We start from the raw sequence: 26,601 nt of genomic DNA on the forward strand, positions 1-26,601 counted from the left end.
GGCTTCGGCCGGACGGCGTAACGACGGCGGGTCCCGGTCCGTCGGCCGACTTACGTTCGTGAGGAGGCCGAGGGAGGCACCGATGCCCGACCATCCGAACACCGCCGTTTTCCACCGCGTCATGACCGCCTTCTCGGCGGGCGACATGGACACGTTGGCCGAGCTGTTCCATCCCGACGTGGTGTGGCACATCGGCGGCAGGAACCTCCTGGCTGGCGACCACCGGGGGCGCGACGCCACGTTCGCCCTGTTCGGCCGCGAGTTCCGGCTGACGGACGGCACCTACCGCCCGCAGCTGCACGACGTCCTCGCCGACGACGACCACACCGTCGCCCTGCTCCACGTCACGGCGACACGCGAGGGCAGAAGGCTCGATGTGGACTACGCCCTCGTCCTCCACATCGACGACGGCCGGATCACCGAGGGCTGGGTGGTGACGACCGATCCGGTGGCGTACGACGAGTTCTGGGCATAGGCGAATCAGCTCCCCTCCATTTGTCAGACCCTGCCCTTACTGTCGAGGCATGGAAGGAACCGCGGCACACCCCCACGAAAACCACATCCCACCCCCTGGCTACGACCCCGCGTCAGTGGAACGCTGGGCACCGGAGCCGGACAAGCGCCCAGGCCGCACCGCCTTCCAACGTGACCGCGCCCGCGTCCTGCACTCCGCGGCCCTGCGCCGCCTGGCCGGCAAGACCCAGGTGGTGACGCCCGGCACCCACAGCCAGGCCTGGGATCCGAGCCCCCGCACCCGCCTCACCCACTCCCTGGAGTGCGCCCAGGTCGGCCGGGAGCTCGGCGCGGCCCTCGGCTGCGACCCCGACCTCGTGGAAGCCGCCTGCCTCTCCCACGACCTCGGCCACCCGCCCTTCGGCCACAACGGCGAAGTCGCGCTGAACGAATTCGCCGAGGACTGCGGCGGCTTCGAGGGCAACGCCCAGTCCCTGCGGCTCCTCACCCGCATCGAACCCAAACGGTTCACCCCGGAGGGCTCCGTCGGCCTCAACCTCACCCGCGCCGCCCTCGACGCCGCCACCAAGTACCCCTGGCCCCGCGGCGCCCACCCCACCGACCCCACCTCCCCGAAGTTCGGCGTCTACGAGGACGACCGCCCCGTCTTCGACTGGGTCCGCAAGGACGCCCCCGGCGCCCGCACCACCTTCGAGGCCCAGGTCATGGACTGGTCCGACGACGTGGCGTACTCGGTGCACGACGTCGAGGACGGCCTGCACGCCGGCCACATCGACCCCAACCTGCTGCACGCCGAGCCAGAACGCGAGGCGGTCTTCGCGGTGGCCGTCGGACGGTACGTCCCCGAGGACACCGACCCCGCCGAACTCGCCGCCGCCCTCGACCGGCTCCAGGAAGAACCGTGGTGGCCGCACGGCTACGACGGCTCGGCCGTCGCCCAGGCCCGCCTGAAGGACGCCACCAGCCAGCTCATCGGCCGGTTCTGCCTGGCCGCCGAGACCGCCACGCGCGCGGCGTACGGCGCCGGACGGCTCACCCGCTACGGCGCCGAACTCGTCGTACCGCACGAGACCCGCCTGGAGTGCGCGGTGCTCAAGGCGGTCGCCGACCGGTACGTCATGCAGCGCGCCGAGCAGGAGCGGCTCCGCGCCGACCAGCGGATCGTCGTCGCCGAACTGGCCGAGGCGCTCACCGCCCGCGCACCCGACGGCCTGGACCCCCAGTTCCGGGCCCTGTTCGACGCGGCCCCCGACGACCGCGCCCGCAAGCGCGTGATCGTCGACCAGATCGCGTCCCTGACGGACGCGTCGGCACGCGCACTGCACGCCCGCCTGACGGGCCACTCATGAGAGGGCCGGGGCACGAGTGAAGTGAAACGAGCCCGAATGTGACACTCCGTGGCCTGATCGGGCCACTCCCTCTTCCCCCATCACGCTGCGTGCGGGACGCTCGCATGGCGGCACCTTTACGAGGAGGCATCAAGTGGTCGACGCGGATCAGACATTCGTCATCGTCGGAGGGGGACTCGCCGGCGCGAAGGCGGCCGAGACGCTCCGCGCGGAGGGCTTCACCGGGCGGGTGATACTGATCTGCGACGAGCGCGACCACCCCTACGAGCGCCCGCCGCTCTCCAAGGGCTATCTCCTCGGCAAGGAGGAGCGCGACAGCGTCTTCGTGCACGAACCCGCCTGGTACGCGCGTAACGACATCGAGCTGCACCTCGGCCAGACCGTCGACGCGATCGACCGCGGGGCGAAGACGGTGCGGTTCGGCGAGGACGGCACCGTCGTCCACTACGACAAGCTGCTGCTGGCCACGGGCGCCGAGCCCCGCCGCCTCGACATCCCCGGTACCGACCTGGCCGGCGTCCACCACCTGCGCCGCCTCGCGCACGCCGAGCGCCTCAAGGGCGTCCTGACCTCGCTCGGCCGTGACAACGGGCACATCGTGATCGCCGGCGCCGGCTGGATCGGCCTGGAGGTCGCGGCGGCGGCCCGCGAGTACGGCGCGGAGGTCACCGTCGTCGAGCACAACCCGACCCCGCTGTACCGCGTCCTCGGCCCCGAGCTCGGGGCACTCTTCGCCGAGCTGCACCGCGAGCACGGGGTGCGCTTCCACTTCGGCCGGCGGCTGACGGAGATCGTCGGCCAGGACGGCATGGTGCTGGCGGCCCGGACCGACGACGGTGAGGAGCACCCGGCGCACGACGTCCTCGCGGCGATCGGAGCGGCGCCGCGGGTCGCTCTCGCGGAGGCGGCCGGGCTGGAGATCGCCGACCGTGCGTACGGCGGCGGCGTCGTGGTCGACGAACACCTGCGCACCTCCGACCCCGACATCTACGCGGCCGGCGACGTGGCCTCCTTCCCGCACGCCCTCTTCGACACCCGGGTACGCGTCGAGCACTGGGCCAACGCGCTGAACGGCGGCCCGGCCGCGGCGCGGGCGATGCTGGGGCAGGACGTCACCTACGACCGGGTGCCCTACTTCTTCTCCGACCAGTACGACCTGGGCATGGAGTACAGCGGGTGGGCGCCGCCGGGGACGTACGACGAAGTGGTGATCCGCGGGGACGCCGGGAAGCGGGAGTTCATCGCGTTCTGGGTGAAGGAGAACCGGGTGCTCGCCGGGATGAACGTGAATGTGTGGGACGTCACAGAGCCGATCCAGCGGCTGATTCGTTCCAGGGCGCAGGTGAACACGGAGGCGCTGGCGGACCCGCATGTTCCGCTGGACAGCCTCGCCTCCTAGCCGACAGGACTGTCCGACCGTCACCGTAGAATTCACGCGTGGCAGGACGGATCAACGACGAGGACGTGAAGGCGGTTCGGGACGCGGTCCCGATCGACGCCGTCGTGTCCGAGTACCTCCAGCTGCGCAACGCGGGCGGCGGAAACCTCAAGGGGCTGTGCCCCTTCCACGACGAGAAGTCGCCGTCCTTCCAGGTCAGCCCGAGCAAGGGACTCTTCCACTGCTTCGGCTGCCAGGAGGGCGGCGACACCATCACGTTCGTGATGAAGGTCGACCACCTCTCCTTCTCGGAGGCGGTCGAGCGGCTCGCCGCCCAGGCCGGCATCACCCTGCGCTACGAGGAGGGCGGCTACAACCCCTCCCACCAGCGCGGCGAACGCATCCGCCTGGTCGAGGCCCACAAGATCGCCGCCGAGTGGTACGCCGAGCAGCTGGCGACCAGCCCCGAGGCCGACACCGGCCGGATCTTCCTCGCCGAGCGCGGCTTCGACCAGGCCGCCGCCGTCCACTTCGGCGTCGGCTACAGCCCCCAGGGCTGGGACCACCTCACCCGCTACCTGCGCGGCAAGGGCTTCAGCGACAAGGAGCTCGTCCTGTCCGGGCTCGCGCAGGAGGGACGGCGCGGCCCCATCGACCGCTTCCGGGGACGGCTCATGTGGCCCATCCGGGACATCGCCGGGGACGTCGTCGGCTTCGGCGCCCGCAAGCTGTACGAGGCGGACAACGGCCCGAAGTACCTGAACACCCCCGACACGACGATCTACAAGAAGTCCCAGGTCCTCTACGGCATCGACCTGGCGAAGCAGCACATCGCCAAGACCAGCCGAGCCGTCGTCGTCGAGGGCTACACCGACGTCATGGCCTGCCACCTCGCCGGCGTCACCACGGCCATCGCCACCTGCGGTACGGCCTTCGGCGGCGACCACATCAAGATCCTGCGCCGGCTGCTGATGGACAACGGCTCGGCCCGCGTCATCTTCACCTTCGACGGCGACGCGGCCGGCCAGAAGGCGGCCCTGCGCGCCTTCGAGGACGACCAGAAGTTCGCGGCGGAGACCTACATCGCGATCGCGCCGGACGGCATGGACCCCTGTGAGCTGCGCCTCGCGAAGGGCGACGAGGCGGTCGCCGACCTGGTCGAACCGCGCACCCCGCTCTTCGAGTTCGCCCTGCGCCAGATCGTCGTCCGCTACGACCTCGACACCCCGGCGGGCCGCGCGGCGGCGCTGGACGAGGCGGCGCCGATCGTCGCCCGCATCAAGAACAGCGGCGCCCAGCACGAGGTGGCCGTCCAGCTCGCGGGCATGCTCGGCATCCTGGACACACAGTTCGTGGTCAAGCGGGTCGCGCAGCTGGCGCGCTGGGCGCGGGAGCGGGGCGGCAGGGGCCAGGCGCCGACGGCCCGGGGCCCGCAGCAGCAGTACGACGCGGCCCCCGTCTCCCGGCCGTCGGGCCCGGCCCTGACCCTGCGCAACCCGGTGTACGCCACCGAACGCGAGCTGCTGAAACTCGCCCTCCAGCGGCCCGAGTTGGTCTCCCCGGCGTTCGACGCGTACGGCGTCGACGAGTTCACCGCCGCGCCCTACGCCGCCGTACGCCAGGCGATCATGGACGCGGGCGGCGCCGAGTACGGCATCCAGGACCCGCAGGAGTACCTGGTCCGCGTCCGCGAGGCGGCCCCCGACGACCAGGTCCGCGCGATGGTCACGGAGCTGGCCGTCGAGGCGATCCTGCGCAAGACAGTCGACGAGAACTACGCCGGCGAACAACTCGTCACCGTCCGCCGCCGCGCCGTGGAACGCCGCATCCGCGACATCCAGAGCCAGCTGACCCGCCTGGGCGCGGGCGGCGACCCCGCCCAACTGGCCGCCGTACAGAACGAGCTGTGGGTGCTGCAGCGGTACGACCAGGCGCTACGCGTCCAGGGCGCCGCCGCCCTCTGACCGCCCCGCGAAGGTCGGAGTCACCGCCCGGATCAGCCGGTCCACGAAGGCCTGCTCGTCGTCGGCGTACTGCGGGTACTCGACGACGAAGTGGTTCCACTCGACGTACTGCAGCAACTCCACCACGTTGTCGAGGGTGACGTACTGCTGTTGGGGGTAGGGCCACTCGCCCGAGAGCCGGAAGACCTCGTGCAGCAGCTCGTAGGGCAGCGGGTGCCGCTCGGCGAGCAGGACCGCGTCGTACAGGTCCTTGCCCTGCGCATACGCGTCGTTGATCAGCCACATCATCTTCCAGGCCAGCGACAGCGCGGGCGTGGCCGCCTGCACGATCGCACCGCCGGGCAGCTCCACGAGCTCGGGCGGCTCCGGCAGCCTCTCGTTGAAGACGAAGTCGAGCTGGACGTGACCGCCGGGCAGCCCGGGCGCGCTCCACGGCAGCACCATGCGGCGGCCGGGCACCCGCTCATAGGTCCAGATGTCCTCCACGACAGCGCCCTGAGCCGAGACACGGACGTCGTCCCCGGACGCCTCCTGCGCGGCCTGCGCGATGCCGTCGAGCATCCGGGCGGTGCGCTCGTCGTCCATCTTCCAGGTGTGCGGTACGACGACGAAGTCCAGGTCGCCGGGCTCGCGGGCGGCCTCGCCGAACCAGGCGGCCATCAGCACGCTGCCGCGCAGCACCAGCGCGTCGACCCACTCCGACCGAGCGATCGCGGTGACGACCAGGTCCAGCGCCCGGCGCCGGGCCACCCGCCAGGCATCCGTGCGGGCGGGGTCGGTGAAGGCCGGGTCGGTGGCGCGATAGGCGTTCTGGTGCTGCTTCATCGCCGGGTCGAAGACCAGTCGCTGGGTGACGTCCTCGCCGGGCACGGTGCGCAGGGTGAGGGGCAGCTCACGCTCCCGCCGGGTGGCGTCGTCCAGCTCCTCCCGGGGCATGTCACGCCACAGGTTCCAGTTCCGCCAGGACCCGCTCATCCCGGTATCCCCTCCGTCATGTCGTCGTCGATCCACCCGTCGTCCACGGACAGATCGCTGTCGTACAGCACGAACTCCCGCTCCACGTCCACCACTTCGAGCCCCGCCAGCTCGGCCAGCAGCGCATCGAGCGCGCGTCCGGCGCCCTCGGCGTCCACCCCGCGGCACCGCTGGGTCACGAACCGCTCGTGCCGGCCGGCGCCGACGACCCGCCGCGCGTTCCACGACAGATGCGCGCCGTGCGGCACCACCCGGGCGGCCAGGGCGCCGAGGTCCGTGTCCGCGGGCAGCCGCAGCTTCACATGGTGCTCGAAGTACTGCCCGCCGCCGCACGGCCCGGCCGGCACCTCCGGCGCCCAGGGCGCCGACTCGGTCTTGATCCGGACCGGGGCGAACCCGTCCGCCCGCAGCCGCGCCGCGACCTCCTCGGCGCCGGCCGTCGCCGCGGCCCAGGAGGGGGAGCCGGTCAGGGTGAGCATCGGCTGCGACGGCATCCGGCCGCGGGCCAGTTCGATACAGGTGAGCTTCAGCCCCGCGGCGGCCGACCAGCGGCGCAGCCGCTCGGACTCGGCCGCGCCGGCGCAGCGGACCGTCACATGGGTTTCGTACAAGGATCCGGACACTGCGGAATCGTGCCAGATCAGCCGGGCGCGGGCACCCAGGTTTTGCGGGGGCCGTAACCACGCGGTCACGGACCGGACTCAAAAAGTCACCGCACGCCCCTCGTGGCGGCGATGTGTCGTACTCCACACTGGGTTCCGGTGCCTGAGTCCTCGGAGCGCGGCCGATCCGTTCCCAACGGGTCCCACACCCCCGCGGTTCCGCTCATCGCGTACGGGACGGACAGCGGCGAGGCCGCCGACTCCGCCCTCGAAGCAGCGCTGCCGTATGCGTCGGCAGCGATCATCCTGGAGGTCGCCCCCGTGCAGACCCAGACCCTCAGCCAGACCGACAGCAGTACGGACGACACGGCTTCGGACGCCGACGTTCTCGTCGCGGTGCCGCCGCAGAGCCGTGTCGCGCACCACCCCGAGGCGGAACCGGAGGCGCCGGCCGAGCCGGCGGAACCGCCCGCCGAGGCGCTGGACGGCGCGGACGGCGCCGACGCCGCCGAGCCGGTGGAAGCACCGCTGCCGACGCGCGGCCGCGCCGACACCAGCGGCCCGTCCTCGGACCTCTTCCGCCAGTACCTGCGGGAGATCGGCCGCATCCCCCTCCTCACCGCGGCCGAGGAGGTCGAACTCGCCCGCCGCGTGGAGGCCGGCCTGTTCGCCGAGGAGAAGCTCAGCAACACCCGCGACCTGGACAGCCGGCTCGCCCTCGACCTGGACCGCCTGGTCGTCATGGGCCGTATGGCGAAACGGCGGCTCATCGAGGCGAACCTGCGCCTCGTCGTCTCCGTCGCCAAACGCTACGTCGGCCGCGGGCTCACCATGCTCGACCTCGTCCAGGAGGGAAACCTCGGCCTGATCAGGGCAGTCGAGAAGTTCGACTACGCCCGCGGCTACAAGTTCTCGACGTACGCCACCTGGTGGATCCGCCAGGCCATGTCCCGCGCCCTCGCCGACCAGGCCCGCACCATCCGGGTGCCGGTCCACGTCGTCGAGCTGATCAACCGGGTCGTCCGCGTCCAGCGCCGCATGCTGCAGGAACGCGGCTACGAGCCGACGCCTGAAGAGGTCGCCGCCCACCTCGACCTCCCGCCCGAGCGCGTCAGCGAGGTCCTGCGCCTGGCCCAGGAACCGGTGTCGCTGCACGCCCCGGTGGGCGAGGAGGACGACGTCGCCCTCGGCGACCTCATCGAGGACGGCGACGCGGCGTCACCCGTGGAGTCGGCGGCGTTTCTGCTGCTCAGGGAGCACTTGGAGGCGGTCCTGTCGACCCTGGGGGAGCGTGAGCGGAAGGTCGTGCAGCTGAGGTACGGCCTCGCGGACGGCCGCCCCCGCACGCTGGAGGAGATAGGCCGCATCTTCGGGGTGACCCGGGAGCGGATCCGCCAGATCGAGTCGAAGACCCTGAACAAGTTGAGGGACCACGCCTTTGCGGATCAGCTGAGGGGTTACCTGGACTGACGCCGTCTGCGGGCCGGTGGGGGCTGGTCGCGCCCACGCGGCGGAGCCGCAAATCGGTACAGCCCCGCGCCCCTAAAGGGCGTTAGCTGCACGTACCTAAGGGGCGCGGGGAACTGCGCGACCAGCCACAACGGACCCGCAGCCGCCCCACGACACCACGTGGCACCCCCGAACGCGACTCAGTCCACGTCAGTCCACCTCGGCCACCGCCTGAGCGAACTGCGCCTTGTACAGCCGCGCATACGCCCCGTCGGCCGCCAACAGCTCACCGTGCGCGCCCTGTTCCACGATCGACCCGTTCTCCATGACGAGGATCGTGTCCGCGTCCCGGATCGTCGACAGCCGGTGCGCGATGACGAACGACGTGCGCCCGTGCGCCAGCTTGGCCATCGCCTTCTGGATCAGCACCTCCGTACGGGTGTCGACCGACGACGTCGCCTCGTCCAGCACGAGGATCACCGGGTCGGACAGGAACGCCCGCGCGATGGTGATGAGCTGCTTCTCGCCCGCGCTGACCCCCGACCCCTCGTCGTCGATCACCGTGTCGTACCCGTCGGGGAGCGTGCGGATGAAGCGATCCGCGTGCGCCGCCCGCGCCGCCTCCTCGATCTCGCCCCGGGTGACATCCCGGGACGCCCCGTACGCGATGTTCTCCGCGATCGTGCCGCCGAAGAGCCACGTGTCCTGCAGCACCATCCCGATCCCGGCCCGCAGCTCGTCCCGGGACATACGCGCGATGTCGACGCCGTCGAGGGTGATGCGCCCGGACGAGACGTCGTAGAAGCGCATCAGCAGGTTCACGAGCGTCGTCTTGCCGGCACCCGTCGGGCCGACGATCGCGACCGTGTGCCCGGGTTCCACCGTCAGCGACAGGTCCTCGATCAGCGGCTTCTCGGGGTCGTACCGGAAGGACACACCCTCCAGCGCCACCCGCCCCCGCAACTCCTCCGGCCGCACGCCCGGCACCGGATCGGCCTCCTGCTCGTCCGCGTCCAGCAGTTCGAAGACCCGCTCCGCCGAGGCGACGCCCGACTGCACGAGGTTCGCCATCGACGCGACCTGCGTCAGCGGCATGGAGAACTGCCGCGAGTACTGGATGAAGGCCTGCACGTCACCGATGGACAGGGAGCCGGAGGCGACGCGCAGACCGCCGACCACCGCGACCAGCACGTAGTTGATGTTCGACACGAACAGCATCAGCGGCTGCATGATCCCGCTGTTGAACTGCGCCTTGAACCCGGCCTCGTAGAGCGCCTCGTTCTGCTCGGCGAACTGCTCGGCCGACTCCTCCTGCCGCCCGAACACCTTCACCAGGGTGTGCCCGGTGTACATCTCCTCGACGTGCGCGTTGAGCTTGCCGGTCGAGCGCCACTGCTGCACGAAGTGCGGCTGCGACCGCTTGCCGACGCGCGTGGCGACGAAGAACGACAGCGGCACGGTCACCAGCGCGACCAGCGCCAGCAGCCACGACACCCAGAACATCATCACCAGCACACCGATGATGGTGAGCACCGAGTTGATGAGCTGTCCCATCGACTGCTGGAGCGTCTGCCCGATGTTGTCGATGTCGTTCGTCGCACGGCTCAGCACCTCACCGCGCTGCCTCTTGTCGAAGTACGACAGCGGCAGCCGCGACAGCTTCGCCTGCACGTCCTCGCGCATCCGGAACATGGTCCGGTTCACGGCCCGGTTCACCAGCCGCGTCGCCACCGCCATCAGCAGACCGGCGACGAGGAACACGGCGAGCGCGAGCAGCAGGACGTTCCCCACGGCACCGAAGTCGATGCCCTGTCCCGGCGTGAAGTCGGTGCTGCGCAGCATGTCGGCGATCTCGCTGTCGCCGCGCTCCCGCATGGCCGCGAGGATCTGCTCCTTGCTCATCCCGGAGTCGAACTGCCGCCCGACGATGCCCGCGAAGACCAGGTCCGTCGCCTCGCCGAGGATCTTCGGTCCGGCCACCGACAGGCCCACGCTCACGACCACGCAGAACAGCAGCGCGTAGATGGTGAGCCGCTCGGGCTTGAACCGGGCGACGAGCCGCCTGCCCGACACCTTGAAGTCCATCGAGCGCTGGTCCGGGCCGCCGCCGGCCATCATCCGCCCCATCGGCCCGGCCATCAGGCAGCCTCCGCTTCCGTCAGCTGGGAGAGCACGATCTCCCGGTACGTCTCGTTGTCCGCCATCAGCTCGTGGTGCCGGCCCGTGCCGACGACCCGTCCCTCGTCGAGCACGACGATCCGGTCGGCGTCCCGGATGGTCGCCACGCGCTGGGCGACGATGACGACGGTCGCCTCGGCGGTCTCCCGCGCGAGCGCCGTACGCAGCGCCGCGTCCGTCGCGTAGTCGAGGGCGGAGAAGGAGTCGTCGAAGAGATAGATCTCCGGGCGCTGCACGAGGGTGCGGGCGATCGCGAGCCGCTGCCGCTGACCGCCCGACACGTTCGTGCCGCCCTGCGCGATGGGCGCGTTCAGCCCGCCCTCCAGCCGCTCGACGAACTCCTTGGCCTGCGCGACCTCCAGCGCGTGCCACAGCTCCTCGTCCGTGGCGTCCGGATTGCCGTAGCGAAGGTTGGTCGCCACCGTCCCCGCGAACAGATACGGCTTCTGCGGCACCAGCCCGACCGTCCTCGCCAGCAGCTGGGGATCGATGGTCGCCACGTCCTCCCCGTCCACCAGCACCCGGCCGTCGGTCGCGTCGAACAGCCGGGGCACGAGCCCCAGCAGGGTCGACTTGCCGCTGCCCGTCGAGCCTATGACGGCCGTCGTCTCACCCGGCAGCGCGACCAGGTCGATCGCCTTCAGCACCGGCTCCTCGGCACCCGGATAGCGGAAGCCCGCGCCCCGGATCTCCAGATGGCCGTGCCGGCGCAGTTCCCGCACCGGCGCCTTCGGCGGCACGACACTCGACTCCGTCTCCAGGACCTCCTGGATGCGTTCGGCGCACACCTCGGCGCGCGGCACCATCATGAACATGAAGGTGGCCATCATCACGGACATCACGATCTGCATCAGATAGGCGAGGAACGCGGTCAGGTCACCGATCTGCATCCCGCCGCTGTCGATGCGATGGGCGCCGAACCAGACCACCGCGATCGACGACAGGTTCACCACCGTCATGACGATCGGGAACATCAGCGCGAGCAGCTTGCCGGTGCCCATCGCCATGTCGGTGAGCTCGACGTTGGCCTTCCTGAAGCGGTGCTGCTCGTACTCGTCGCGCACGAAGGCACGGATCACCCGGTTGCCGGTGATCTGCTCGCGCAGCACCCGGTTCACCGTGTCGAGGCGCTCCTGCATCGTCCGGAACAGCGGTCGCAGCCGCCGTACGATCAAGGTCACACTGATGCCCAGCACCGGTACGACCCCGACCAGCACCCCGGACAGCGGCACGTCCAGACCGAGGGCCAGCACGATGCCGCCCACGCACATGATGGGCGCCGACACCATCAGCGTGAACGTCATCAGGGCCAGCATCTGCACCTGCTGCACGTCGTTCGTCGTACGCGTGATCAGCGAGGGCGCCCCGAAGTGCCCGACCTCCCGTGCCGAGAAGGACTGCACCCGGTCGAAGACGGCCGCCCGGATGTCCCGGCCCACCGCCGCGGCGGTCCGTGCGCCGTAGTACACGGCCCCGATGTTGCACACGACCTGCGCCAGCGAGATGCCGATCATCAGGGCGCCGTACGACAGGATGTAGCCGGTGTCGCCGTTGACGACGCCGGTGTCGATGATGTCCGCGTTCAGCGTGGGCAGGTAGAGGGTGGCGCAGGTCTGCAGGAACTGCAGCAGCACCAGCCAGCCGATGGGTTTTCGGTAGGGCCTGAGGTAGGTCCGCAGGAGTCGTATGAGCACGCTGCTTCTCTCGGAGTCGGCGGAGTCTCGATGGGGCCGGTTGGTTGCCCCTGGCCCCTATCGTCGAACACTCCACCCGCGTTACCTCAACCGATTAAGCCGTCAGCGCGGCTCCGTACGGCCTTACGGGTACGGCTCCTACCGGTCTCTTACCTTCCGCTACGGCCGGAACGCCCCCGGATGCGTCTGCTCGCGCACCGACACGAACTGCTGCCGCACCGCCTGCCCCACGGCCAGCTCCTCGCCGGGCTCCAGGACCTGCGCGGCCGCGCCCTGCCAGACCGGCGGGGTGCGCGGGTCGAGCGTGCCCTGCGAGACACCGAGCGCCCAGGCGGCCTGCCGGGCGGCGCCGATCGCCGCGTAGTCCGCGGGCTGCGGTACGACGACCTGCGTCCCGAACAGCGCGGGCGCCGCCGCCTGCACGGCGGGCAGTTCGGCGGCCGCCCCGAGCAGGAAGATCCGCCGCACCTCGACACCCCGGCCGCGCAGCACGTCCAGCGCGTCCCCGAGTCCGCACAGCATCCCCTCGAACGCGGCCCGCGCCAGATGCTCCGGCTTCATCGACTCCCGCCTCAGGCCGGCCAGCGTCCCGGCGGTGTGCGGCAGGTTCGGCGTCCGCTCACCCTCCAGATAGGGCAGGAGTACGAGGCCGTGGGCCCCCGGCGTCGACTTCATCGCCAGGTCGGACAGGCTCTCCAGGTCGGGCATGCCGAGGAGCTCGGCGGTGCCGCGCAGGGTGCGTACGGCGTTGAGGGTGGTGACGACGGGGAGGTGCATGCCGGTCGCGTCGGCCAGGGAGGTGATCATCCCGCTGCTGTCGACGAGCGCCTCGGGGTGGACGGCCATCACGGACCCGGAGGCGCCGAGCGACACGACGGCGTCCCCCAGCCCGATGCCGAGCCCGAAGGCGGCGGCCATGGTCTCGCCGGTGCCCGCGGAGATGAGGAGCCCCTCGGGGGTCGTACCGGCCGCCTCCGCCGGCCCGATCACCTCGGGCAGCATGGCCTGGTGGCCGAGCGCCAGCTCGACGAGATCGCTGCGGTAGGCGCCGGTGGCCGCCGACCAGTAGCCGGTGCCGGAGGCGCCGCCCCGGTCTGTGGTCCTTCTCACGGGCCGCCCGAGCAGCTGCCACACCAGCCAGTCGTGCGCCTGCATCAGGACGGCGGCACGCAGCGCGTTCTCCGGCTCGGTCTTGGCGAGCCAGCGCAGCTTGGTCACCGGCTGCGCGGCCTGCGGCACACACCCCACGGCCTGCGCCCACGCCTCGCGTCCGCCCAGCGCGTCGATCAGGTCGGCCGCCGCCACCTGCGCGCGCTTGTCGCCGCCGACCATCGCGGGGCGCACGGTGTTGCCCTGTGCGTCCAGCGGGACCACCGCGTTCTGCTGCGCCGACACGCCGATGGCCTGCACGCCTTCGAGCAGCCCGCCGCCGGCCGCCTCACCGAGGGAGAGCAGCCAGGCCTGCGGGTCGACGTCGGAGGGGCGTGCGCCGCCGCCGTCCGGCGATTCCACCGGGTGTGGGGCGTACCCCTGCCTGAGCACGGCGCCTGTGTCCGTGTCGCAGACGACGATGCGAGTGAAATCGGGCGAACTGTCCAGCCCGGCGACTATCCCCATGGCCCAAATTGTGCCGTAGCGCTGCGCTTGCTTGGGCCGTGGGCGCCGTGGGGGTGCGTGTGGTTTTTTTGGGCGCGGGTTCGTTGTGGCTGGTCGCGCAGTTCCCCGCGCCCCTTGGGGCGTTGCAGGGCCCGGCACCAAGAGGTGCCGCACACGATCACAGGTCTACGTGTTGCTGGTTCCCCAGTCGTCCTCTGTGCCGCCGTTGTGGGCGCTGCGTTCGCGGAGGGAGCGGACTCGGTCGGCCACCGCGGCGGGGACTCGGTCGCTGACCTTGTCGCTGACCGTGTGGTAGGCCTTGCCCGCGAAGTGCCGGCCCTGTTGTGCGGCCGACTCCGCGGTGTTGCGGACGGCGGGGTTGTGGGAGATCTCCCGGGCTGTCTTCTTCAGTTGCTCGTAGCGTTCGCGTCCGGCGCGTGTCCCGAGGACGTAACCGACGGCGAGTCCGATCACGAACGTGACCCGGTAGCGCATGGCGGCCACCCTTCCCTTGCGTAGGTCCCTGGTGCGGCGTCGGCGCCGGGGGGAACCGATTGGCGGAGCACCCCCCTGCTTGCGCTAATGTATGTGTCGCAGCGAGCGCACGCCCCCTGGCGAATACCCAGGTAGGTACGTTCGATGCAACGAGGCATTCCTCCGTAGCTCAATTGGCAGAGCAGCCGGCTGTTAACCGGCAGGTTACTGGTTCGAGTCCAGTCGGGGGAGCTCGGTCCTCCGTAGCTCAATTGGCAGAGCAGCCGGCTGTTAACCGGCAGGTTACTGGTTCGAGTCCAGTCGGGGGAGCATGCTGAACGAGGACCCCGTCGGGGTCCTTTTTCATGTCCGGGTCCCTGTGATGGGAACCGTGCAGGTCGTGGGGGAGTCCTTCAGGGCATGCGAAGTCGACCATACGAAGCAGGAGATCGTATGAGCGGCTATGCTGCGGCAGACGGCGCGCACACTTGTACGCGACACGCCGCTATGGGGCGGTAGCTCAGCCGGTTAGAGCAGCGGACTCATAATCCGTCGGCCGTGGGTTCGAGTCCCACCCGCCCCACCAAGCGGCATCGGTGCAGAAACGATGCGACCAGCCCGTGCCGGGAGGTCACTCATCCTCCGGCTCGCAGACGATCTCGTCCCGCGGCGTGTAGTGCGTGCGGAACGGCTCCCGCTTCACCTCTTTGCCGTCGGCGTAGAAGACCCGCTGCACGGTGACGTCGAAGCCCTCCAGCGGAGTCTGCGGCACGCACTTCTCGTCGGTGCTGACCTTCCGCTCCGGCTCCTTGACGTTCGTGCGCGGCCCCGTGACCGACTCGATCTCGTCGTACTTCTTGGTGCCGAGGAAGGTGATGGTGACCGAGGAGTCGGTGGACTCCGCCTGGATGTACAGGGCGTTGCCGGAGTCGTTCCTGAACCGCAGGTCCAGGCTGCCCCAGGCGACCGTCGCCTCGCGGCCCTCCGGGTAGCGCTCGATGTAGAAGGAGTGGGCGCCGTACTCGACGGGCTTCACCCCGGCGAAGAACATCGCGTTGAACGTCGTCGTGGCCACGGCGGACACGCCGCCGCCGGGTGCCTTCGTGAACTCGTCGTTGAGGATCATGACGCCCTCGGTGAAGCCGTTGGCCTCGGTGCGCTCGCCGACCCTCTTGTTGAAGCTCCAGGTCTCGTTCGGCATGACGAGGGAGCCGTTGATCAGCTCCACGGCCCGGCCGATGTTCTTCGTGCGGTACGGCGCCGGCTCGAAGTTGACGGTGAACGAGGACATCTTCTCCGTCAGGCCCAGCCGCGCGGCGTTCTCCGCGGTCACCTGGGGTCGCGTCACGCGCGCGGCCACCTCGCCGGTACGGGCGGCGGAGCCCGACTTGGTGAGCAGCGGCAGCACCGCCTTGCCCAGCGCCTTGTCGGTGACCTGCACGCCGGCCTGGGCGTCGTCGGCCGCCACGACCTCGTCGCCGTCGAGGCTCAGGGTGGCGTTCCGGGGCCTGGCGGGCAGGTCGGACAGGGGCTCGGTCACCGCCGGGTCGGCGCGCAGGCCCTTGGCGTCGAGGGCTGGGGTGAGCTTGCCGGCGTCGTTCGGCCGCATCGTCAGGTACTCGCCGAGGACCGCCGGGCCGATCGTGAACCGCTCGTCGGCCGCGGTGAGCATGACCGGCCCAGACATGGCGGGCTGGGCGAACTCGCGCACGGCGCGCCGCACCTCCGCCGCCGTCACCTTCGGCTTGGTCTCGCGGGCGGGCAGAGCCGTGACGGAGCGGGCCTCGCCGCGCAGGAAGGCGGCGCGCAGCGGGGCGACGGCGGTGTCCGTGTCCAGTGCGTAGCCGGTGTGCGGGGTGATCTGGCGGACCCGGCCGTCCGCGAAGGAGACGGCGCCGTCGCGGACCTTCTGGTCGAGCGACTTCGCCAGCTTTCCGAGGGCGGAGTGGGCCTTGGCCTCGTCGACGCGTACGACGGGCTCGACGGCACCGCCCGAGCGGAAGAGCCCGCCGATGACCGTGAGGGGGTTGGCGTCGTCGGTGCGCGACGCGCGGTCCACCGTCTTCTCGTAGTCGAAGGTGATGCCGGTCTGCCGCGGATCGACGGTGCCCTTGCGGTCGCCGACCGTCACGGCCAGCTCCCGGGCGCCGGCCGGGCCCAGCCGCTTCTCCAGCTTCTGGATGGCCTCCGCGCGGCTCAGGCCCCCGATGCCGACGCCGCGCACCGTCGTACCGGCGTCTATGTCGCCGCCCGCGATCAGCAGACCCGCGAGATACAGGCCGCCGACGCCGACGGTCAGGGCGCCGCCGGCGAGGGCGAGGGGCGGAACGGAGGCGATCCTGGGGGCTGAGGCGTTTCGCAGGGCGGAGGGGGCGCGCAGGCGCATGGGTCTCCCGGGCGGGCGTTTCGACAGGGACGGCGCGTCCGATGACGTGCCGCTGTGCGCGAGGCAAGCACATCCAGCTAGCCATAATCGGACGAAAACGCCTATGTCGTAGAACACGTATGTTTCGGGTCACGCCCTTGCCCCACGCCCTCCACCGGCCCCTGCCCCCCGCCCCCTGCCTACTCCCAGGGCCCGGTCACGCCCCGCTCGGCACCTCTGTCTTCTCGGCCGGTGTGACCTTGTCCTCCTCGGACGCCGCCAGCGTCTTGTTGCGGCGGACGGAAGCGAGGAAGGACGCGGCGATCAGGACGACGCCGATCAGGCCGGTGATGATCTCGCTGATCTGATGCTGGATGGTGACCAGCAGGATCGCGGCGAGGGCGCCGATGGCGTAGTGGGCGCCGTGCTCCAGGTAGACGTAGTCGTCGAGGGTGCCCTGGCGGACCAGGTAGACCGTGAGGGACCGGACGTACATCGCGCCGATGCCGAGGCCGAGCGCCATCCAGAAGATGTGGTTGGTGATGGCGAAGGCGCCGATCACGCCGTCGAAGGAGAAGGACGCGTCCAGGACCTCGAGGTAGAGGAAGAGGAAGAACGCGGCTTTCCCTGCGAGGGCCACCGCCGAGACCGGCCTGCCTTCCGCCCTCGCCTTCTCCTCCTCCTCGTGCTCGTGTTCCTCCTCCTCTTCGAGCCTGTCCTCGAAGTAGCCGGAGAGACCGCCGACCACGAGGTAGGTGATGAGACCCGCGACTCCGGAGAGCAGCACGGTGGCCGTCTTGTCGGCGTGGCCCGTGCTGACGTGCGCGTGGGTGGCGAAGGTCAGCGCCGTGGCCAGCAGGGCGACGAGCGCCAGGCACACCGCCAGCATGTCGATCTTGCCGAGCTTCGCGAGCGGGCGCTCCAGCCAGGCCAGCCACTTGATGTCGCGGTCCTCGAGGATGAAGTCCAGGAAGATCATCAGCAGGAACATGCCGCCGAAGGCCGCGATCGCGGGGTGCGCGTCGGTGACCAGGTCCTGGTAGCGGTCCGGGTCGTCCAAGGCCAGCTGGACCGCCTCGACGGGGCCGACCTTGGCACTGATCGCGACGATCACCACCGGGAAGACCAGCCGCATGCCGAACACCGCGATCAGGATGCCGAGGGTGAGGAAGACGCGCTGCCAGAAGGCGTTCATCTTCTTCAGGATCCCGGCGTTGACGACCGCGTTGTCGAAGGACAGCGAGATCTCCAGGACGGAGAGGATCAGGACGATCCCGAAGGCCTCCCAGCCCCACTGCCACGCGGCGAAGGCGAGGCCGAATGCCGTGACGGCGAACGACCAGCCGAAGGTTCGCAGCACCATCACTGGCCCTCCGCCTTCACGGCCAGCACCGGGCAGCCCACGCCCAACAGGATCTGCTGGGCCGCCGAGCCCATGATCAGCTTGCCGACCGCGCTCCGCCGCCGCAGACCGATCACCACCAGGGACGCGTCCTTCTGCTCCGCGAGGTCGATGATCTCCTCGGCGGCGTCGCGGGCGCCGAGGACCTGGCGGATGTCGAAGTCGATGCCGAGGGCCGCGAGGTCCTCGCGGACGTGGGTCAGGTCGGGTTCCTGGGCGAAGCGGGGGTCCACCAGCGCGTCGCCCCGGGTGGTGTTCACGACGAGGAGCTTCTCGCCGCGCCGACGGGCCTCGTCGATCCCCGCGCGCAGGGCCGCCTCGCCCTCGGGTGAGGGGACGTAGCCGACCAGGATGGTCATCTCGTTTCTCCAGTTGTCTCAGGCGGCGCTTCGCGCGCGCAGGGGACGTACGACGAACCGGCCGATCAGCGGCCACACCAGGACCAGCGCGATCACCAGGTAGACCGTGTACGACACCGGGCCGCCCAGCAGCCCCGACAGCTCGCCGCCGGACAGCTGGAGTGAGCGCCGTCCCTGCAGCTCCGCGCGCGGGCCGAGGATCACGCCGACGATCAGCGGCAGGACCGGCAGTCCGAAGCGGCGCATGGCGAAGCCGAGCAGACCGAGGACGAGCAGGATGAACAGGTCCAGGGGCTGGGCGTTGACGGCGTAGGCGCCCATCGAGGCGAAGAACAGGATGCCCGCGTAGAGGTACGGGCGCGGGATCTGCAGCAGCTTCGCCCAGGCCGGGGCCAGGGGGAGGTTCAGCAGCAGGAGCAGCAGGTTGCCGATGAAGAGGCTGGCGATCAGGATCCAGACCAGGTTCGCCTCGCGCTCGAAGAGCAGGGGGCCGGGCTGGATGCCGTACGACTGGAAGGCCGCCAGCATGACCGCGGCGGTGGCGTTCGTCGGGAGGCCGAGCGCCAGCATCGGGACCAGCGTGCCCGCCGCGGACGCGTTGTTCGCGGCCTCCGGGCCCGCCACGCCCTCGATGGCGCCCTTGCCGAATTCCTCGGGGTGCTTGGTGAGCCGCTTCTCCGTGGCGTACGACATGAAGGTCGGGATCTCCGCGCCGCCGGCCGGCAGCGCGCCGAACGGGAAGCCGTACGCCGTGCCCCGCAGCCAGGGCTTCCAGGAGCGCTGCCAGTCCTTCCTGCCCATCCACGGGCGGCCGACCGGGATCACCTCGGCGGGCTTGCGCCGCAGATGGGCGGCCACCCACAGCGCCTCGCCGACGGCGAAGATGCCGACCGCGACCACGACGACGTCGATGCCGTCGGCCAGCTGCGGTATGCCCAGGGTCAGGCGCTGCTGCCCCGACACCGCGTCGATGCCGACCAGGCCGATCGTCAGGCCCAGCAGGAGCGAGACGAGGCCCCGGATGCGGGAGGAGCCCAGCACCGACGTCACGGCTATGAACGCCAGCAGCATCAGCGCGAAGTAGTCGGGCGCGCCCAGGCTGACCGCGAAGTCCACCACGAACGGGGTGACCAGGACCAGCAGCAGAGTGCCGATGGTGCCCGCGACGAAGGAGCCGATCGCCGCCGTGGCCAGGGCCTGGGCCGCGCGGCCCGCCTTCGCCATCTTGTTGCCCTCGATGGCCGTGACCACGGACGAGGACTCGCCGGGGGTGTTGAGGAGGATCGACGTCGTCGAGCCGCCGTACATGCCGCCGTAGAAGATGCCGGCGAACATGATGAACGCCTGCACCGGCTCCATGCCGTACGTCACCGGCAGCAGCAGGGCCACCGTCATCGCCGGGCCGATGCCCGGCAGGACGCCCACCGCGGTGCCGATGACGACGCCGACGAGGGCGAGCAGCAGGTTCATCGGGTCCATGACGTCCGCGAAGCCCTGCATGAGGTTGTTCAGGTTGTCCATCGGGGCCTCACAGGATTCCTTGCAGGACGCCGGCGGGGAGGTTCACGCCGAGGCCGATCGCGAACGCGTAGAACGTCGTCAGGGAGAGCGTCGCCGAGATCAGCAGGTTGCGGATGTAGTGGCGGTTGCCCAGCGCGAAGGCCGTGCCCCAGAAGAGCAGGCCGCCGCTGATCACCCAGCCGAGGCGCTCGATGAGCAGCGCGTTCGCCAGGAACACGCCGACCAGCAGCAGCACGGTGCGCCAGTCGCTGCCGGCCGACAGGTCGACGTCCTCGCCGGCCTCCGGCTCACCGCGGCCGCCCCGGGCCACGTCGACGGCGTACAGCACCGCGAGCAGCACGAGCAGGCCGCCCAGGATCAGGGGCACCGCGCGCGGCCCGACCGGGTCGGTGCCGCTGGTGAGGTGCGGGATGCCCAGGGCGTCCACGACGACGGCGGCGCCCAGCAGGGCGAGGAACGCGCACACGCCGTACTGCGCGCGGTCCCCGCCCTCCCGGGGCGGAGGGGAGTCCTCCACGGCCCGTTCCTCTGTCTGCGAGCTCATGCCAGCCCGAGCTCTGCCAGCAGGTCGGCGACCGCCTTGTCCTGCTCGTTGAGGTAGCTGCCGAACTCGTCGCCGGTGGCGAAGGCGTCGACCCAGCCGTTCTTCTCCAGCTGTGCCTTCCAGTCGTCCGAGTCGTGCATCTTGGTCAGCGCGTCGATCCAGGTCTGCTTCTGCTCGTCGCTGATGCCGGGAGGGGCGACGATGCCGCGCCAGTTGGTGAAGACGAGGTCGATGCCCTGGTCCTTGAGAGTGGGCGCGTCCTTCAGCGCCTCGACCGGCTTCTCGCTGCTGACGGCGAGGACGCGCACCTGGCCGGCCTCCACCTGGTCGAGGAACTCACCGAAGCCGCTGGCGCCGAAGGCGATCTTGTTGCCGAGGACGGCCGGGAGCAGCTCGCCGCCGCCGTCGTACGAGACGTAGTTGACGTCCTTCGGCTTGATGCCGACGGCCTTCGCCAGCTGCATCGGGAGCAGGTGGTCGGGGCCGCCCGGCGAAGAACCGCCCCCCACGGCGAACTTCTTGGGGTTCTTCTTCCAGGCGGTGACGAGGTCGTCCATCGTCTTGTACGGGGAGTCCTTCGGCACGACGATCGCGCCGGCCTCCTCGATCAGCTTGGCGAGCGGCGTGGTGTCGGTCAGCGTCGCCTTGGACTTGGAGGTGTACGAGGCTCCGACGACGCCCAGGCCCATCTGCATGGCCAGCTTGCCGTTGCCCTTCTCGTTCACCAGGCGCTGCAGACCCACCGTGCCGCTGGCGCCGGGCAGGTTGAAGACCTGGACCCCGGAGGCGGCCTTGGTGTCCTGCATGACCTGGGTGACGGTGCGGGCGGTGAGGTCGTAACCGCTGCCCGGGGTGTTGGGGACCATGAGGCGCAGGCCCGTCACGGGCTTGTCGGACCCGCCTCCGCTTCCGGACTCCTCCTTGTCGGCGGTGGCACCACAGGCACTGACCGCGAGCATGGACGCGGCAGCAAGAGCTCCGACAAGTGCGGCTCGTCGAGTTCTCATGGCTCATCTCTTTCGCTTGGGCCGATCCGGCGCCATGATTGTGCGGTTCCTGAGACACCCCGTCTCGGTTGTGTGACCATTGAAGGTTGAGTTCATAGTGGTCATAACGTCACGGTCACCGTCCCGAAGACAGCGACGCCACACGCTCGCCGGTGAGCTGCTGAGATGGCAGCTCGCCATTGTCGTGATCGTGCTGGCCGCCGTCGCCGCGGTCTCGCTGGCGCAGTCCAAGGCGACGTTCGACCGGGTCGAGGGGCGCCGGGTGACCGCGCTCGCCGAGGAGATGGCGGGCAACCCCCTCGTGCGCACCCAACTGGTCCGCCCCGCCGTGGCCGAGATGCTCGCCCCTTTGCTCCAGTCGACGCTGACCAGGTCCGGTGTCACCTCCGCCACGGTCGCCGACGCCGACGGCGAGATCGTCGCCTCCACCAACCCCACCCTCCTCGGCACCCGGCTGCCGGTCTCCGGCATCGACGCCGCCGAGGGCCGCGGCTGGTCCGGGGAGCTGCCCGTCAACGGCGTCACCGAGCTGGTGGCGCAGGCGCCGGTGCTCCAGGCGGAGAACGACGAGGACCGCCGCCTCAAGGCCGGGGACCACCTCGGCACCGTGATGATCGGGCGGGCCTCACCGTCGGTCTGGCAGCGGCTGGTGGGCGCCTCGTCCTATCTGCTCGTCTACCTCGGCGTCGCCAGCGTCCTCGGCGTGGCCGGCTCCTGGCTGCTGGCCCGGCGGATCAAACGGCAGACCTTCGGCATGGAGCCGCGCGAGATCGCCGGGCTCGCCGAACACCGGGAGGCGATGCTGTTCGGGATCGCCGAGGGCGTGGTGGCACTCGACCCGCAGCAGCGGCTCACGCTCGTGAACGCCGTCGGCCGCAGCCTGCTGGACCTGCCCGAGAACTGCGTCGGGATGAGCCTGGCCGACCTGGGGATCGAGGGGCGGCTGTACGACGTCCTGGCCGGGACCGCACCGAAGGACGAGCCCGGCGATCTCGCGGGCCGGGACGAGGTCGTCGTACGCCGAGGGCGCGTCCTCGTCATGAACCGCATGGACGTCACCAAGGACGGCCGCCGGCTCGGCTCGGTGACGACCCTGCGGGACCGCACCGAACTCGCCCAGATGGAACGGGAGTTGGGCTCCTTCCGCAGCACCACCGAGCTGCTGCGCGCCCAGGCGCACGAGTTCTCCAACCAGCTGCACACCATCTCCGGGCTCATCCAGATCGGCGAGCACGACGAGGTCGTGCGGTACGTCCGCGCCCTGCGCAAACACCGCGAGTCGCTCGACCTGCACCTCACCAGCCGGGTCCGCGACCGGGCCGTCGCCGCGCTGCTCATGGCCAAGTCGGCGCTCGCCGCCGAGCGCAAGGTGCGGCTGAAGATCTCCGAGCGCACGGCACTGGAACGCCTGGAGCCGACCGACTCGGCGGACGTGGCGACCGTGCTCGGCAACCTCGTGGACAACGCGGTCGACGCAGCGGCGAGCGGTTCCAGGACAGGGGACGGCGACCCCGACGCCTGGGTGGAGGTCGAACTGCGCCAGGACGCCTCCAGCGTCGAGATCGTCGTACGGGACTCGGGGCCGGGGGTGGCGCCCGAGCTCGCGCAGGAGGTGTTCCTGCACGGGTTCACCACCAAGGCCGCGCAGGGCGGCGACCGGGGGATCGGCCTGGCGCTGACCCGGCTGGTGTGCAAACGCCGGGGCGGTGAGGTGTCGGTGGCCAACACGCAGGCGGGCGCCATGTTCACCGCCCGGATGTCCGTCGGCCGTCCGGCCGACCGAGCGACGGAGGGGGTCCGATGATCGACGTACTGATCGTGGACGACGACTTCATGGTGGCGCGGATCCACCGCGGATTCGTCAACGACGTCGACGGGTTCCGGGTGGTCGGCACGGCGAACTGCGGGGAGCAGGCGCTCACCGCCGTCGCCGAGCTGCAGCCCGACCTGGTCCTGCTCGATCTCTACCTGCCCGACATGTTCGGGCTGGAGATCATCCCCCGGCTGCGGACCGCCGGGCACGACTGCGACGTCATGGTGATCAGCGCGGCGCGCGAGTCGGAGGCGGTGCGGGGCGCCGTACGGCAGGGAGTCGTCGACTATCTGCTCAAGCCGTTCGACGCCGAGGACCTGAGGGCGCGACTGGAGCAGTACGCCGCCCGGCGCAGCAACCTGTACGCGGCCGTGGTCAGCGGGCAGTCCGACGTGGACCGGGCGCTGGCGCGGGGCGCGGCGCCGGCCGCCACGACGGCCTCCCTGCCCAAGGGCATGAGCGTGGAGACCGCCGAGCTGATCGAGCGGGAGCTGCGGACGGCCGAGGGCAGCCTCTCCGCCGCCGAGTGCGCGGCCCGGCTCGGGGTGTCACGGGTCAGCGCCCGGCGGTACCTGGAGCACTTCACCGTCACGGGGCGGGCGGAGGTGTCGCTGCGCTACGGGCAGGCCGGGCGGCCGGAGCGGCGGTACAGCTGGCTGGACGACTAGGGCGTCTCCCACGCTAGGGCGTCTCCCACGCCCGGCTGCCTTCCTGGTCGGCCGGGCCGGTCAGCTGGACGATGTCGTCGGACGCGATGTCGTGCAGTCTGATGGCCAGGTCCTCCAGGGCGCGGCTGGCGGCGAGTTCGTCGCCGATCTCGGGGATGGGCCGGTCGATCGGATTGCGGTGGGCCACGCCCCGGCCGGTGACGGTCGAGGTGCCCTGAGCCGCGTCCTGCGTGGTCAGGACGGCCTCGGCGCGGGTGTCGTCGCCGTCCTCGGTGATGTGGATCCGGACGGTCCAGTCCTTGTCTTCCATCGAGATCACTTCCGTACGGGATCGGGAAGAACCCCCCACTGATGAGCGTGCGCCTGTTCCCGGGCCGGGGCCAGCGCGCACCGGCATCTGCCACCCGCTCCTGCCGCGCAGGCATGACAAGTCTCTGGGTGGGCACGATCTGCCGAAAGGTTGCGCAGAGCAGGCCGGTCGCAACGGACCCCAGGTACGAGGAGGGCGCCATGAACCGCCAGACACCCGTCCGTGTTCGTGTCACCCGCCGGCCCGCCGCTCCGCGCGACACCCGGGGCGAGATCGACCGGCGCACCCCCTCGGGGCGGATCCTGCCGTACTGACACCGGGCCCGTCGCTCGACACCGGGCCCGTCCGCGGTCTCCGACGTAGCGTGAGGGCATGCGGGTGCTGGTCGTCGAGGACGAGGAGCGGTTCGCGGCGGGGCTCAGGGACGGGCTGGAGGCCGAGGGCTTCGCCGTCGACGTGGCGCTCGACGGCGTGGACGGGCTGTGGCTGGCCCACGAGAACAGCTACGACGCGATCGTCCTCGACGTCATGCTGCCGGGGCTCAACGGCTACCGCCTCTGCCGGGCCCTGCGCGCCGAGCGCGACTGGACGCCGATCCTCATGCTCACCGCCAAGGAGGGCGAGTGGGACGAGATCGAGGGCCTCGACACCGGCGCCGACGACTACCTCACCAAGCCCGTCTCCTACGCCGTACTCCTCGCCCGTCTGCGGGCGCTGCTGCGGCGCGGGGCACGGCAGCGGCCCGCCGTGCTCGCCGCGGGCGATCTGCGGCTCGATCCGGCGGCCCGGACGGTCAGCCGGGCCGGACGCGACATCGAGGTCACCGCGCGGGAATTCGCGGTGCTGGAGTTCCTGCTGCGGCGGGCCGGGGAGGCGGTGTCCAAGCGGACCATCCTCGACCACGTCTGGGGCGACGACTTCGAGGGCGACCCGAACATCGTCGAGGTGTACGTACGGCGGCTGCGCAACAAGGTCGACCGGCCCTTCGGCAGGGAGTCGCTGCTGACCTCGCGGGGGCACGGGTACCGGCTCGTGCCGGACGACGGGTGACGGTGCCCGATGACAGGCGAGCGGTACGAGCGTCGGCTGCGGGCCGTGCGGGTCCGGGCCACGGTCGTCGCCGTGCTCGCTGTCGCCATCGCCCTGATCGCCGCCGCCGTCGGGCTCGTCGTCGGGCTGCGTACCGAGCTCAGCAACGACGTACGGGACGCCGCCCGGGCGCGCGCCTCGGACGTGGCCCGGGTCATCGAGGCGGGCCGCGGGGTGCCCGCGCCGACCGTGTCCGCGCCCGACGAGGAGTTCCTCCAGGTGATCGCCGCGGACGGCACGGTCGTCGCGGCCAGCGAGAACGTCGAGGGACAGCCCGCGCTGGCCCGGCTGGGCCCCGGCGGGAGCGCCTCCGTCGACACCCCGCTCGACGACGACCCCTTCCTCGTCGTCGCGGTCGGCGCCGAGGACGACGGCCGTGACCTGGTCGTCCTCGACGGACGGGACGCCTCCGGAGTCGCCGAGGCCACGGACACGGTCACCTGGCTGCTGCTCATCGGCCTGCCCGTGCTGCTCGTCCTCGCGGCCGGCGCGACCTGGACGGCCGTCGGCCGCGCCCTGCGCCGCGTGGCCCGCGCCGAGGCCGCGCAGCGCCGGTTCGTCTCCGACGCCTCCCACGAACTGCGCTCACCTGTCGCCACCGTCCGTCAGCACGCCGAGGTCGCCCTCGCCCACCCCGAGCGCACCGACACCGGTGCCCTGGCCGGGACCGTGCTCGACGAGGCCGTCCGCATGCAGCGCCTCGTCGACGACCTGCTGCTGCTCGCCCGCGCCGACGAGAGCGCCCTGCTGCGGGGCGGGCGGCGGTCCGTCGACCTCGACGACCTGGTGCTCGAGGAGGTGGGGCGGCTGCGCGCGTCCTCACCCGGTCTGCGCGTCGACAGCACGGCGGTGGGCGCGGCCCGGGTGACCGGCGACGCGGAGGCGCTCCGGCGCCTGGTCCGCAACCTCGGCGAGAACGCGGCACGGCACGCCCGCACGCGGGTGGCGTTCACGCTGAAGGACGCCGGGGACGGGTGGGTGCGGCTGGTGGTGGAGGACGACGGGCCCGGCATCCCGGCCGCCGAACGGGCGCGGGTCTTCGACCGTTTCGTACGGCTGGACGAGTCCCGTGCGCGGGGGGAGGGCGGCGCGGGGCTTGGCCTGGCGATCGTCGCGGAGGTGGCGGGGGCGCATCGGGGGCGGGTGGAGGTGGGGGTGAGTGAGGGGTTGGGTGGGGCGCGGTTCGGGGTGACGGTGCCGTCGGCGGAGTGAGCGCGGCTGGTTTCGCCCAGTAGCTCGGGTTCATGCGTTGTACGGCGGCTGCCGGTGGTTCGTGGTTGCTCGCGCAGTTCCCCGCGCCCCTGGGTACTTTCTGACACCGCGTTCAGGGATGTTCAGGGGTTGTTCAGGGGTGGGGCGGGACCCTCGGCGTAGCCGATCGGTATCGAGG

22 protein-coding genes and 3 tRNA genes are annotated in these 26,601 nt (G+C 71.0%); 12 read left to right on the forward strand and 13 right to left on the reverse strand.

Features of this window, described 5'->3' with window-relative positions; all coding sequences use genetic code 11:
* Nucleotides 1–82: 82 nt before the first annotated feature.
* The 4 genes from ACZ7L6_RS18280 to dnaG all read left to right on the forward strand — a co-directional run bounded on the left by ACZ7L6_RS18280 (nucleotide 83) and on the right by dnaG (nucleotide 5,165).
* Nucleotides 83–475 carry a nuclear transport factor 2 family protein gene (locus tag ACZ7L6_RS18280; protein ID WP_471924991.1) on the forward strand — a complete coding sequence of 131 codons (393 nt, stop codon included), beginning with the start codon at nucleotides 83–85 and terminating at the stop codon, nucleotides 473–475.
* Between the two features lie 49 nt (nucleotides 476–524).
* Nucleotides 525–1,823: a deoxyguanosinetriphosphate triphosphohydrolase gene (locus ACZ7L6_RS18285; protein ID WP_471924993.1), complete on the forward strand. Its 1,299-nt coding sequence runs from the start codon at nucleotides 525–527 to the stop codon at nucleotides 1,821–1,823.
* 133 nt (nucleotides 1,824–1,956) lie between these two features.
* Nucleotides 1,957–3,222 carry an NAD(P)/FAD-dependent oxidoreductase gene (locus ACZ7L6_RS18290; protein ID WP_471924995.1) on the forward strand — a complete coding sequence of 422 codons (1,266 nt, stop codon included), beginning with the start codon at nucleotides 1,957–1,959 and terminating at the stop codon, nucleotides 3,220–3,222.
* A 38-nt stretch (nucleotides 3,223–3,260) separates the two neighbouring features.
* Complete coding sequence (dnaG, locus tag ACZ7L6_RS18295; protein ID WP_471924997.1) at nucleotides 3,261–5,165, forward strand: DNA primase; 1,905 nt, start codon at nucleotides 3,261–3,263, stop codon at nucleotides 5,163–5,165.
* On the opposite strand, the gene ACZ7L6_RS18300 is transcribed toward dnaG, so the two are convergent.
* Both ACZ7L6_RS18300 and ACZ7L6_RS18305 read right to left on the reverse strand, forming a co-directional pair.
* The gene (locus ACZ7L6_RS18300; RefSeq protein ID WP_471924999.1) at nucleotides 5,136–6,140 is read right to left on the reverse strand and encodes a nucleotidyl transferase AbiEii/AbiGii toxin family protein; all 1,005 of its coding nucleotides are present in this window, start codon (nucleotides 6,138–6,140) and stop codon (nucleotides 5,136–5,138) included. The genes dnaG and ACZ7L6_RS18300 overlap by 30 nt on opposite strands.
* Complete coding sequence (locus ACZ7L6_RS18305; RefSeq protein WP_471925001.1) at nucleotides 6,137–6,763, reverse strand: hypothetical protein; 627 nt, start codon at nucleotides 6,761–6,763, stop codon at nucleotides 6,137–6,139. The genes ACZ7L6_RS18300 and ACZ7L6_RS18305 overlap by 4 nt, the downstream gene beginning before the upstream one ends.
* A 138-nt stretch (nucleotides 6,764–6,901) precedes the next feature.
* Here ACZ7L6_RS18305 and ACZ7L6_RS18310 point away from each other — a divergent pair, with 138 nt between their 5' ends.
* Complete coding sequence (locus ACZ7L6_RS18310; protein ID WP_471925003.1) at nucleotides 6,902–8,212, forward strand: RNA polymerase sigma factor; 1,311 nt, start codon at nucleotides 6,902–6,904, stop codon at nucleotides 8,210–8,212.
* 189 nt (nucleotides 8,213–8,401) lie between these two features.
* Here the strand turns inward: ACZ7L6_RS18310 and ACZ7L6_RS18315 are convergent, their stop codons facing one another.
* The 4 genes from ACZ7L6_RS18315 to ACZ7L6_RS18330 form a co-directional block, all read right to left on the reverse strand.
* The gene (locus tag ACZ7L6_RS18315; RefSeq protein ID WP_471925005.1) at nucleotides 8,402–10,330 is read right to left on the reverse strand and encodes an ABC transporter ATP-binding protein; all 1,929 of its coding nucleotides are present in this window, start codon (nucleotides 10,328–10,330) and stop codon (nucleotides 8,402–8,404) included.
* Nucleotides 10,330–12,063, reverse strand: a complete 1,734-nt coding sequence (locus tag ACZ7L6_RS18320; RefSeq protein ID WP_471925007.1) for an ABC transporter ATP-binding protein — start codon at nucleotides 12,061–12,063, stop codon at nucleotides 10,330–10,332. Before ACZ7L6_RS18320 ends, ACZ7L6_RS18315 begins: the two co-directional genes overlap by 1 nt.
* Before the next feature lie 159 nt (nucleotides 12,064–12,222).
* Complete coding sequence (locus ACZ7L6_RS18325) at nucleotides 12,223–13,680, reverse strand: FGGY family carbohydrate kinase (protein WP_471925009.1); 1,458 nt, start codon at nucleotides 13,678–13,680, stop codon at nucleotides 12,223–12,225.
* 165 nt (nucleotides 13,681–13,845) lie between these two features.
* Nucleotides 13,846–14,154: a YtxH domain-containing protein gene (locus ACZ7L6_RS18330; protein ID WP_471925011.1), complete on the reverse strand. Its 309-nt coding sequence runs from the start codon at nucleotides 14,152–14,154 to the stop codon at nucleotides 13,846–13,848.
* A gap of 158 nt (nucleotides 14,155–14,312) precedes the next feature.
* Here ACZ7L6_RS18330 and ACZ7L6_RS18335 point away from each other — a divergent pair.
* The 3 genes from ACZ7L6_RS18335 (at nucleotide 14,313) to ACZ7L6_RS18345 (ending at nucleotide 14,719) form a co-directional block, all read left to right on the forward strand.
* Nucleotides 14,313–14,385 (forward strand) — tRNA-Asn (locus tag ACZ7L6_RS18335).
* A 5-nt stretch (nucleotides 14,386–14,390) separates the two neighbouring features.
* Nucleotides 14,391–14,463 (forward strand) — tRNA-Asn (locus ACZ7L6_RS18340).
* Between the two features lie 179 nt (nucleotides 14,464–14,642).
* Nucleotides 14,643–14,719, forward strand: a tRNA-Ile gene (locus tag ACZ7L6_RS18345).
* Nucleotides 14,720–14,764: 45 nt separating this feature from the next.
* Here the strand turns inward: ACZ7L6_RS18345 and ACZ7L6_RS18350 are convergent.
* From ACZ7L6_RS18350 to ACZ7L6_RS18375, 6 genes are all read right to left on the reverse strand, one after another.
* On the reverse strand, nucleotides 14,765–16,519 hold the full coding sequence (locus tag ACZ7L6_RS18350) for a VanW family protein (protein WP_471925013.1): 1,755 nt from the start codon (nucleotides 16,517–16,519) through the stop codon (nucleotides 14,765–14,767).
* Between the two features lie 196 nt (nucleotides 16,520–16,715).
* Nucleotides 16,716–17,861: a DUF475 domain-containing protein gene (locus ACZ7L6_RS18355; protein ID WP_471925015.1), complete on the reverse strand. Its 1,146-nt coding sequence runs from the start codon at nucleotides 17,859–17,861 to the stop codon at nucleotides 16,716–16,718.
* Entirely contained in the window at nucleotides 17,861–18,259 is a 399-nt protein-coding gene (locus tag ACZ7L6_RS18360; protein WP_471925017.1) for a universal stress protein, read from the reverse strand. Before ACZ7L6_RS18360 ends, ACZ7L6_RS18355 begins: the two co-directional genes overlap by 1 nt.
* Nucleotides 18,260–18,277: 18 nt before the next feature.
* Nucleotides 18,278–19,780, reverse strand: a complete 1,503-nt coding sequence (locus ACZ7L6_RS18365; RefSeq protein WP_471925019.1) for a tripartite tricarboxylate transporter permease — start codon at nucleotides 19,778–19,780, stop codon at nucleotides 18,278–18,280.
* A gap of 7 nt (nucleotides 19,781–19,787) precedes the next feature.
* Complete coding sequence (locus ACZ7L6_RS18370) at nucleotides 19,788–20,324, reverse strand: tripartite tricarboxylate transporter TctB family protein (protein WP_471925021.1); 537 nt, start codon at nucleotides 20,322–20,324, stop codon at nucleotides 19,788–19,790.
* Nucleotides 20,321–21,331, reverse strand: a complete 1,011-nt coding sequence (locus ACZ7L6_RS18375; protein WP_471925023.1) for a Bug family tripartite tricarboxylate transporter substrate binding protein — start codon at nucleotides 21,329–21,331, stop codon at nucleotides 20,321–20,323. The genes ACZ7L6_RS18370 and ACZ7L6_RS18375 overlap by 4 nt, the downstream gene beginning before the upstream one ends.
* A gap of 97 nt (nucleotides 21,332–21,428) precedes the next feature.
* On the opposite strand from ACZ7L6_RS18375, the gene ACZ7L6_RS18380 reads away from it, so the two are divergent.
* Entirely contained in the window at nucleotides 21,429–23,135 is a 1,707-nt protein-coding gene (locus tag ACZ7L6_RS18380) for a sensor histidine kinase (protein WP_471925025.1), read from the forward strand.
* Nucleotides 23,132–23,812 carry a response regulator gene (locus tag ACZ7L6_RS18385; RefSeq protein ID WP_471925027.1) on the forward strand — a complete coding sequence of 227 codons (681 nt, stop codon included), beginning with the start codon at nucleotides 23,132–23,134 and terminating at the stop codon, nucleotides 23,810–23,812. The genes ACZ7L6_RS18380 and ACZ7L6_RS18385 overlap by 4 nt, the downstream gene beginning before the upstream one ends.
* Before the next feature lie 13 nt (nucleotides 23,813–23,825).
* Here ACZ7L6_RS18385 and ACZ7L6_RS18390 read toward each other — a convergent pair whose 3' ends face one another.
* Nucleotides 23,826–24,122, reverse strand: a complete 297-nt coding sequence (locus ACZ7L6_RS18390) for a DUF1876 domain-containing protein (RefSeq protein WP_471925673.1) — start codon at nucleotides 24,120–24,122, stop codon at nucleotides 23,826–23,828.
* Nucleotides 24,123–24,494: 372 nt separating this feature from the next.
* On the opposite strand from ACZ7L6_RS18390, the gene ACZ7L6_RS18395 reads away from it, so the two are divergent.
* Together ACZ7L6_RS18395 and ACZ7L6_RS18400 are read left to right on the forward strand one after the other, a co-directional pair.
* The gene (locus ACZ7L6_RS18395; protein ID WP_471925029.1) at nucleotides 24,495–25,172 is read left to right on the forward strand and encodes a response regulator transcription factor; all 678 of its coding nucleotides are present in this window, start codon (nucleotides 24,495–24,497) and stop codon (nucleotides 25,170–25,172) included.
* 9 nt (nucleotides 25,173–25,181) lie between these two features.
* The gene (locus ACZ7L6_RS18400; RefSeq protein ID WP_471925031.1) at nucleotides 25,182–26,423 is read left to right on the forward strand and encodes a sensor histidine kinase; all 1,242 of its coding nucleotides are present in this window, start codon (nucleotides 25,182–25,184) and stop codon (nucleotides 26,421–26,423) included.
* Nucleotides 26,424–26,601 lie beyond the last annotated feature (178 nt).

The sequence above is a fragment of the Streptomyces sp. NPDC107522 genome (assembly GCF_055657525.1).

Coding starts and splice junctions, on each gene's coding strand:
- ACZ7L6_RS18365 (WP_471925019.1), bottom strand. CDS start 19,780: ATGGACAACCTGAACAACCTCATGCAGGGCTTCGCGGACGTCATGGAC.
- ACZ7L6_RS18395 (WP_471925029.1), top strand. CDS start 24,495: ATGCGGGTGCTGGTCGTCGAGGACGAGGAGCGGTTCGCGGCGGGGCTC.
- ACZ7L6_RS18375 (WP_471925023.1), bottom strand. CDS start 21,331: ATGAGAACTCGACGAGCCGCACTTGTCGGAGCTCTTGCTGCCGCGTCC.
- ACZ7L6_RS18325 (WP_471925009.1), bottom strand. CDS start 13,680: ATGGGGATAGTCGCCGGGCTGGACAGTTCGCCCGATTTCACTCGCATC.
- ACZ7L6_RS18300 (WP_471924999.1), bottom strand. CDS start 6,140: ATGAGCGGGTCCTGGCGGAACTGGAACCTGTGGCGTGACATGCCCCGG.
- ACZ7L6_RS18350 (WP_471925013.1), bottom strand. CDS start 16,519: ATGCGCCTGCGCGCCCCCTCCGCCCTGCGAAACGCCTCAGCCCCCAGG.
- ACZ7L6_RS18390 (WP_471925673.1), bottom strand. CDS start 24,122: ATGGAAGACAAGGACTGGACCGTCCGGATCCACATCACCGAGGACGGC.
- ACZ7L6_RS18280 (WP_471924991.1), top strand. CDS start 83: ATGCCCGACCATCCGAACACCGCCGTTTTCCACCGCGTCATGACCGCC.
- ACZ7L6_RS18315 (WP_471925005.1), bottom strand. CDS start 10,330: ATGGCCGGGCCGATGGGGCGGATGATGGCCGGCGGCGGCCCGGACCAG.
- ACZ7L6_RS18360 (WP_471925017.1), bottom strand. CDS start 18,259: ATGACCATCCTGGTCGGCTACGTCCCCTCACCCGAGGGCGAGGCGGCC.
- ACZ7L6_RS18355 (WP_471925015.1), bottom strand. CDS start 17,861: ATGGTGCTGCGAACCTTCGGCTGGTCGTTCGCCGTCACGGCATTCGGC.
- ACZ7L6_RS18400 (WP_471925031.1), top strand. CDS start 25,182: ATGACAGGCGAGCGGTACGAGCGTCGGCTGCGGGCCGTGCGGGTCCGG.
- ACZ7L6_RS18385 (WP_471925027.1), top strand. CDS start 23,132: ATGATCGACGTACTGATCGTGGACGACGACTTCATGGTGGCGCGGATC.
- ACZ7L6_RS18330 (WP_471925011.1), bottom strand. CDS start 14,154: ATGCGCTACCGGGTCACGTTCGTGATCGGACTCGCCGTCGGTTACGTC.
- ACZ7L6_RS18285 (WP_471924993.1), top strand. CDS start 525: ATGGAAGGAACCGCGGCACACCCCCACGAAAACCACATCCCACCCCCT.
- ACZ7L6_RS18370 (WP_471925021.1), bottom strand. CDS start 20,324: ATGAGCTCGCAGACAGAGGAACGGGCCGTGGAGGACTCCCCTCCGCCC.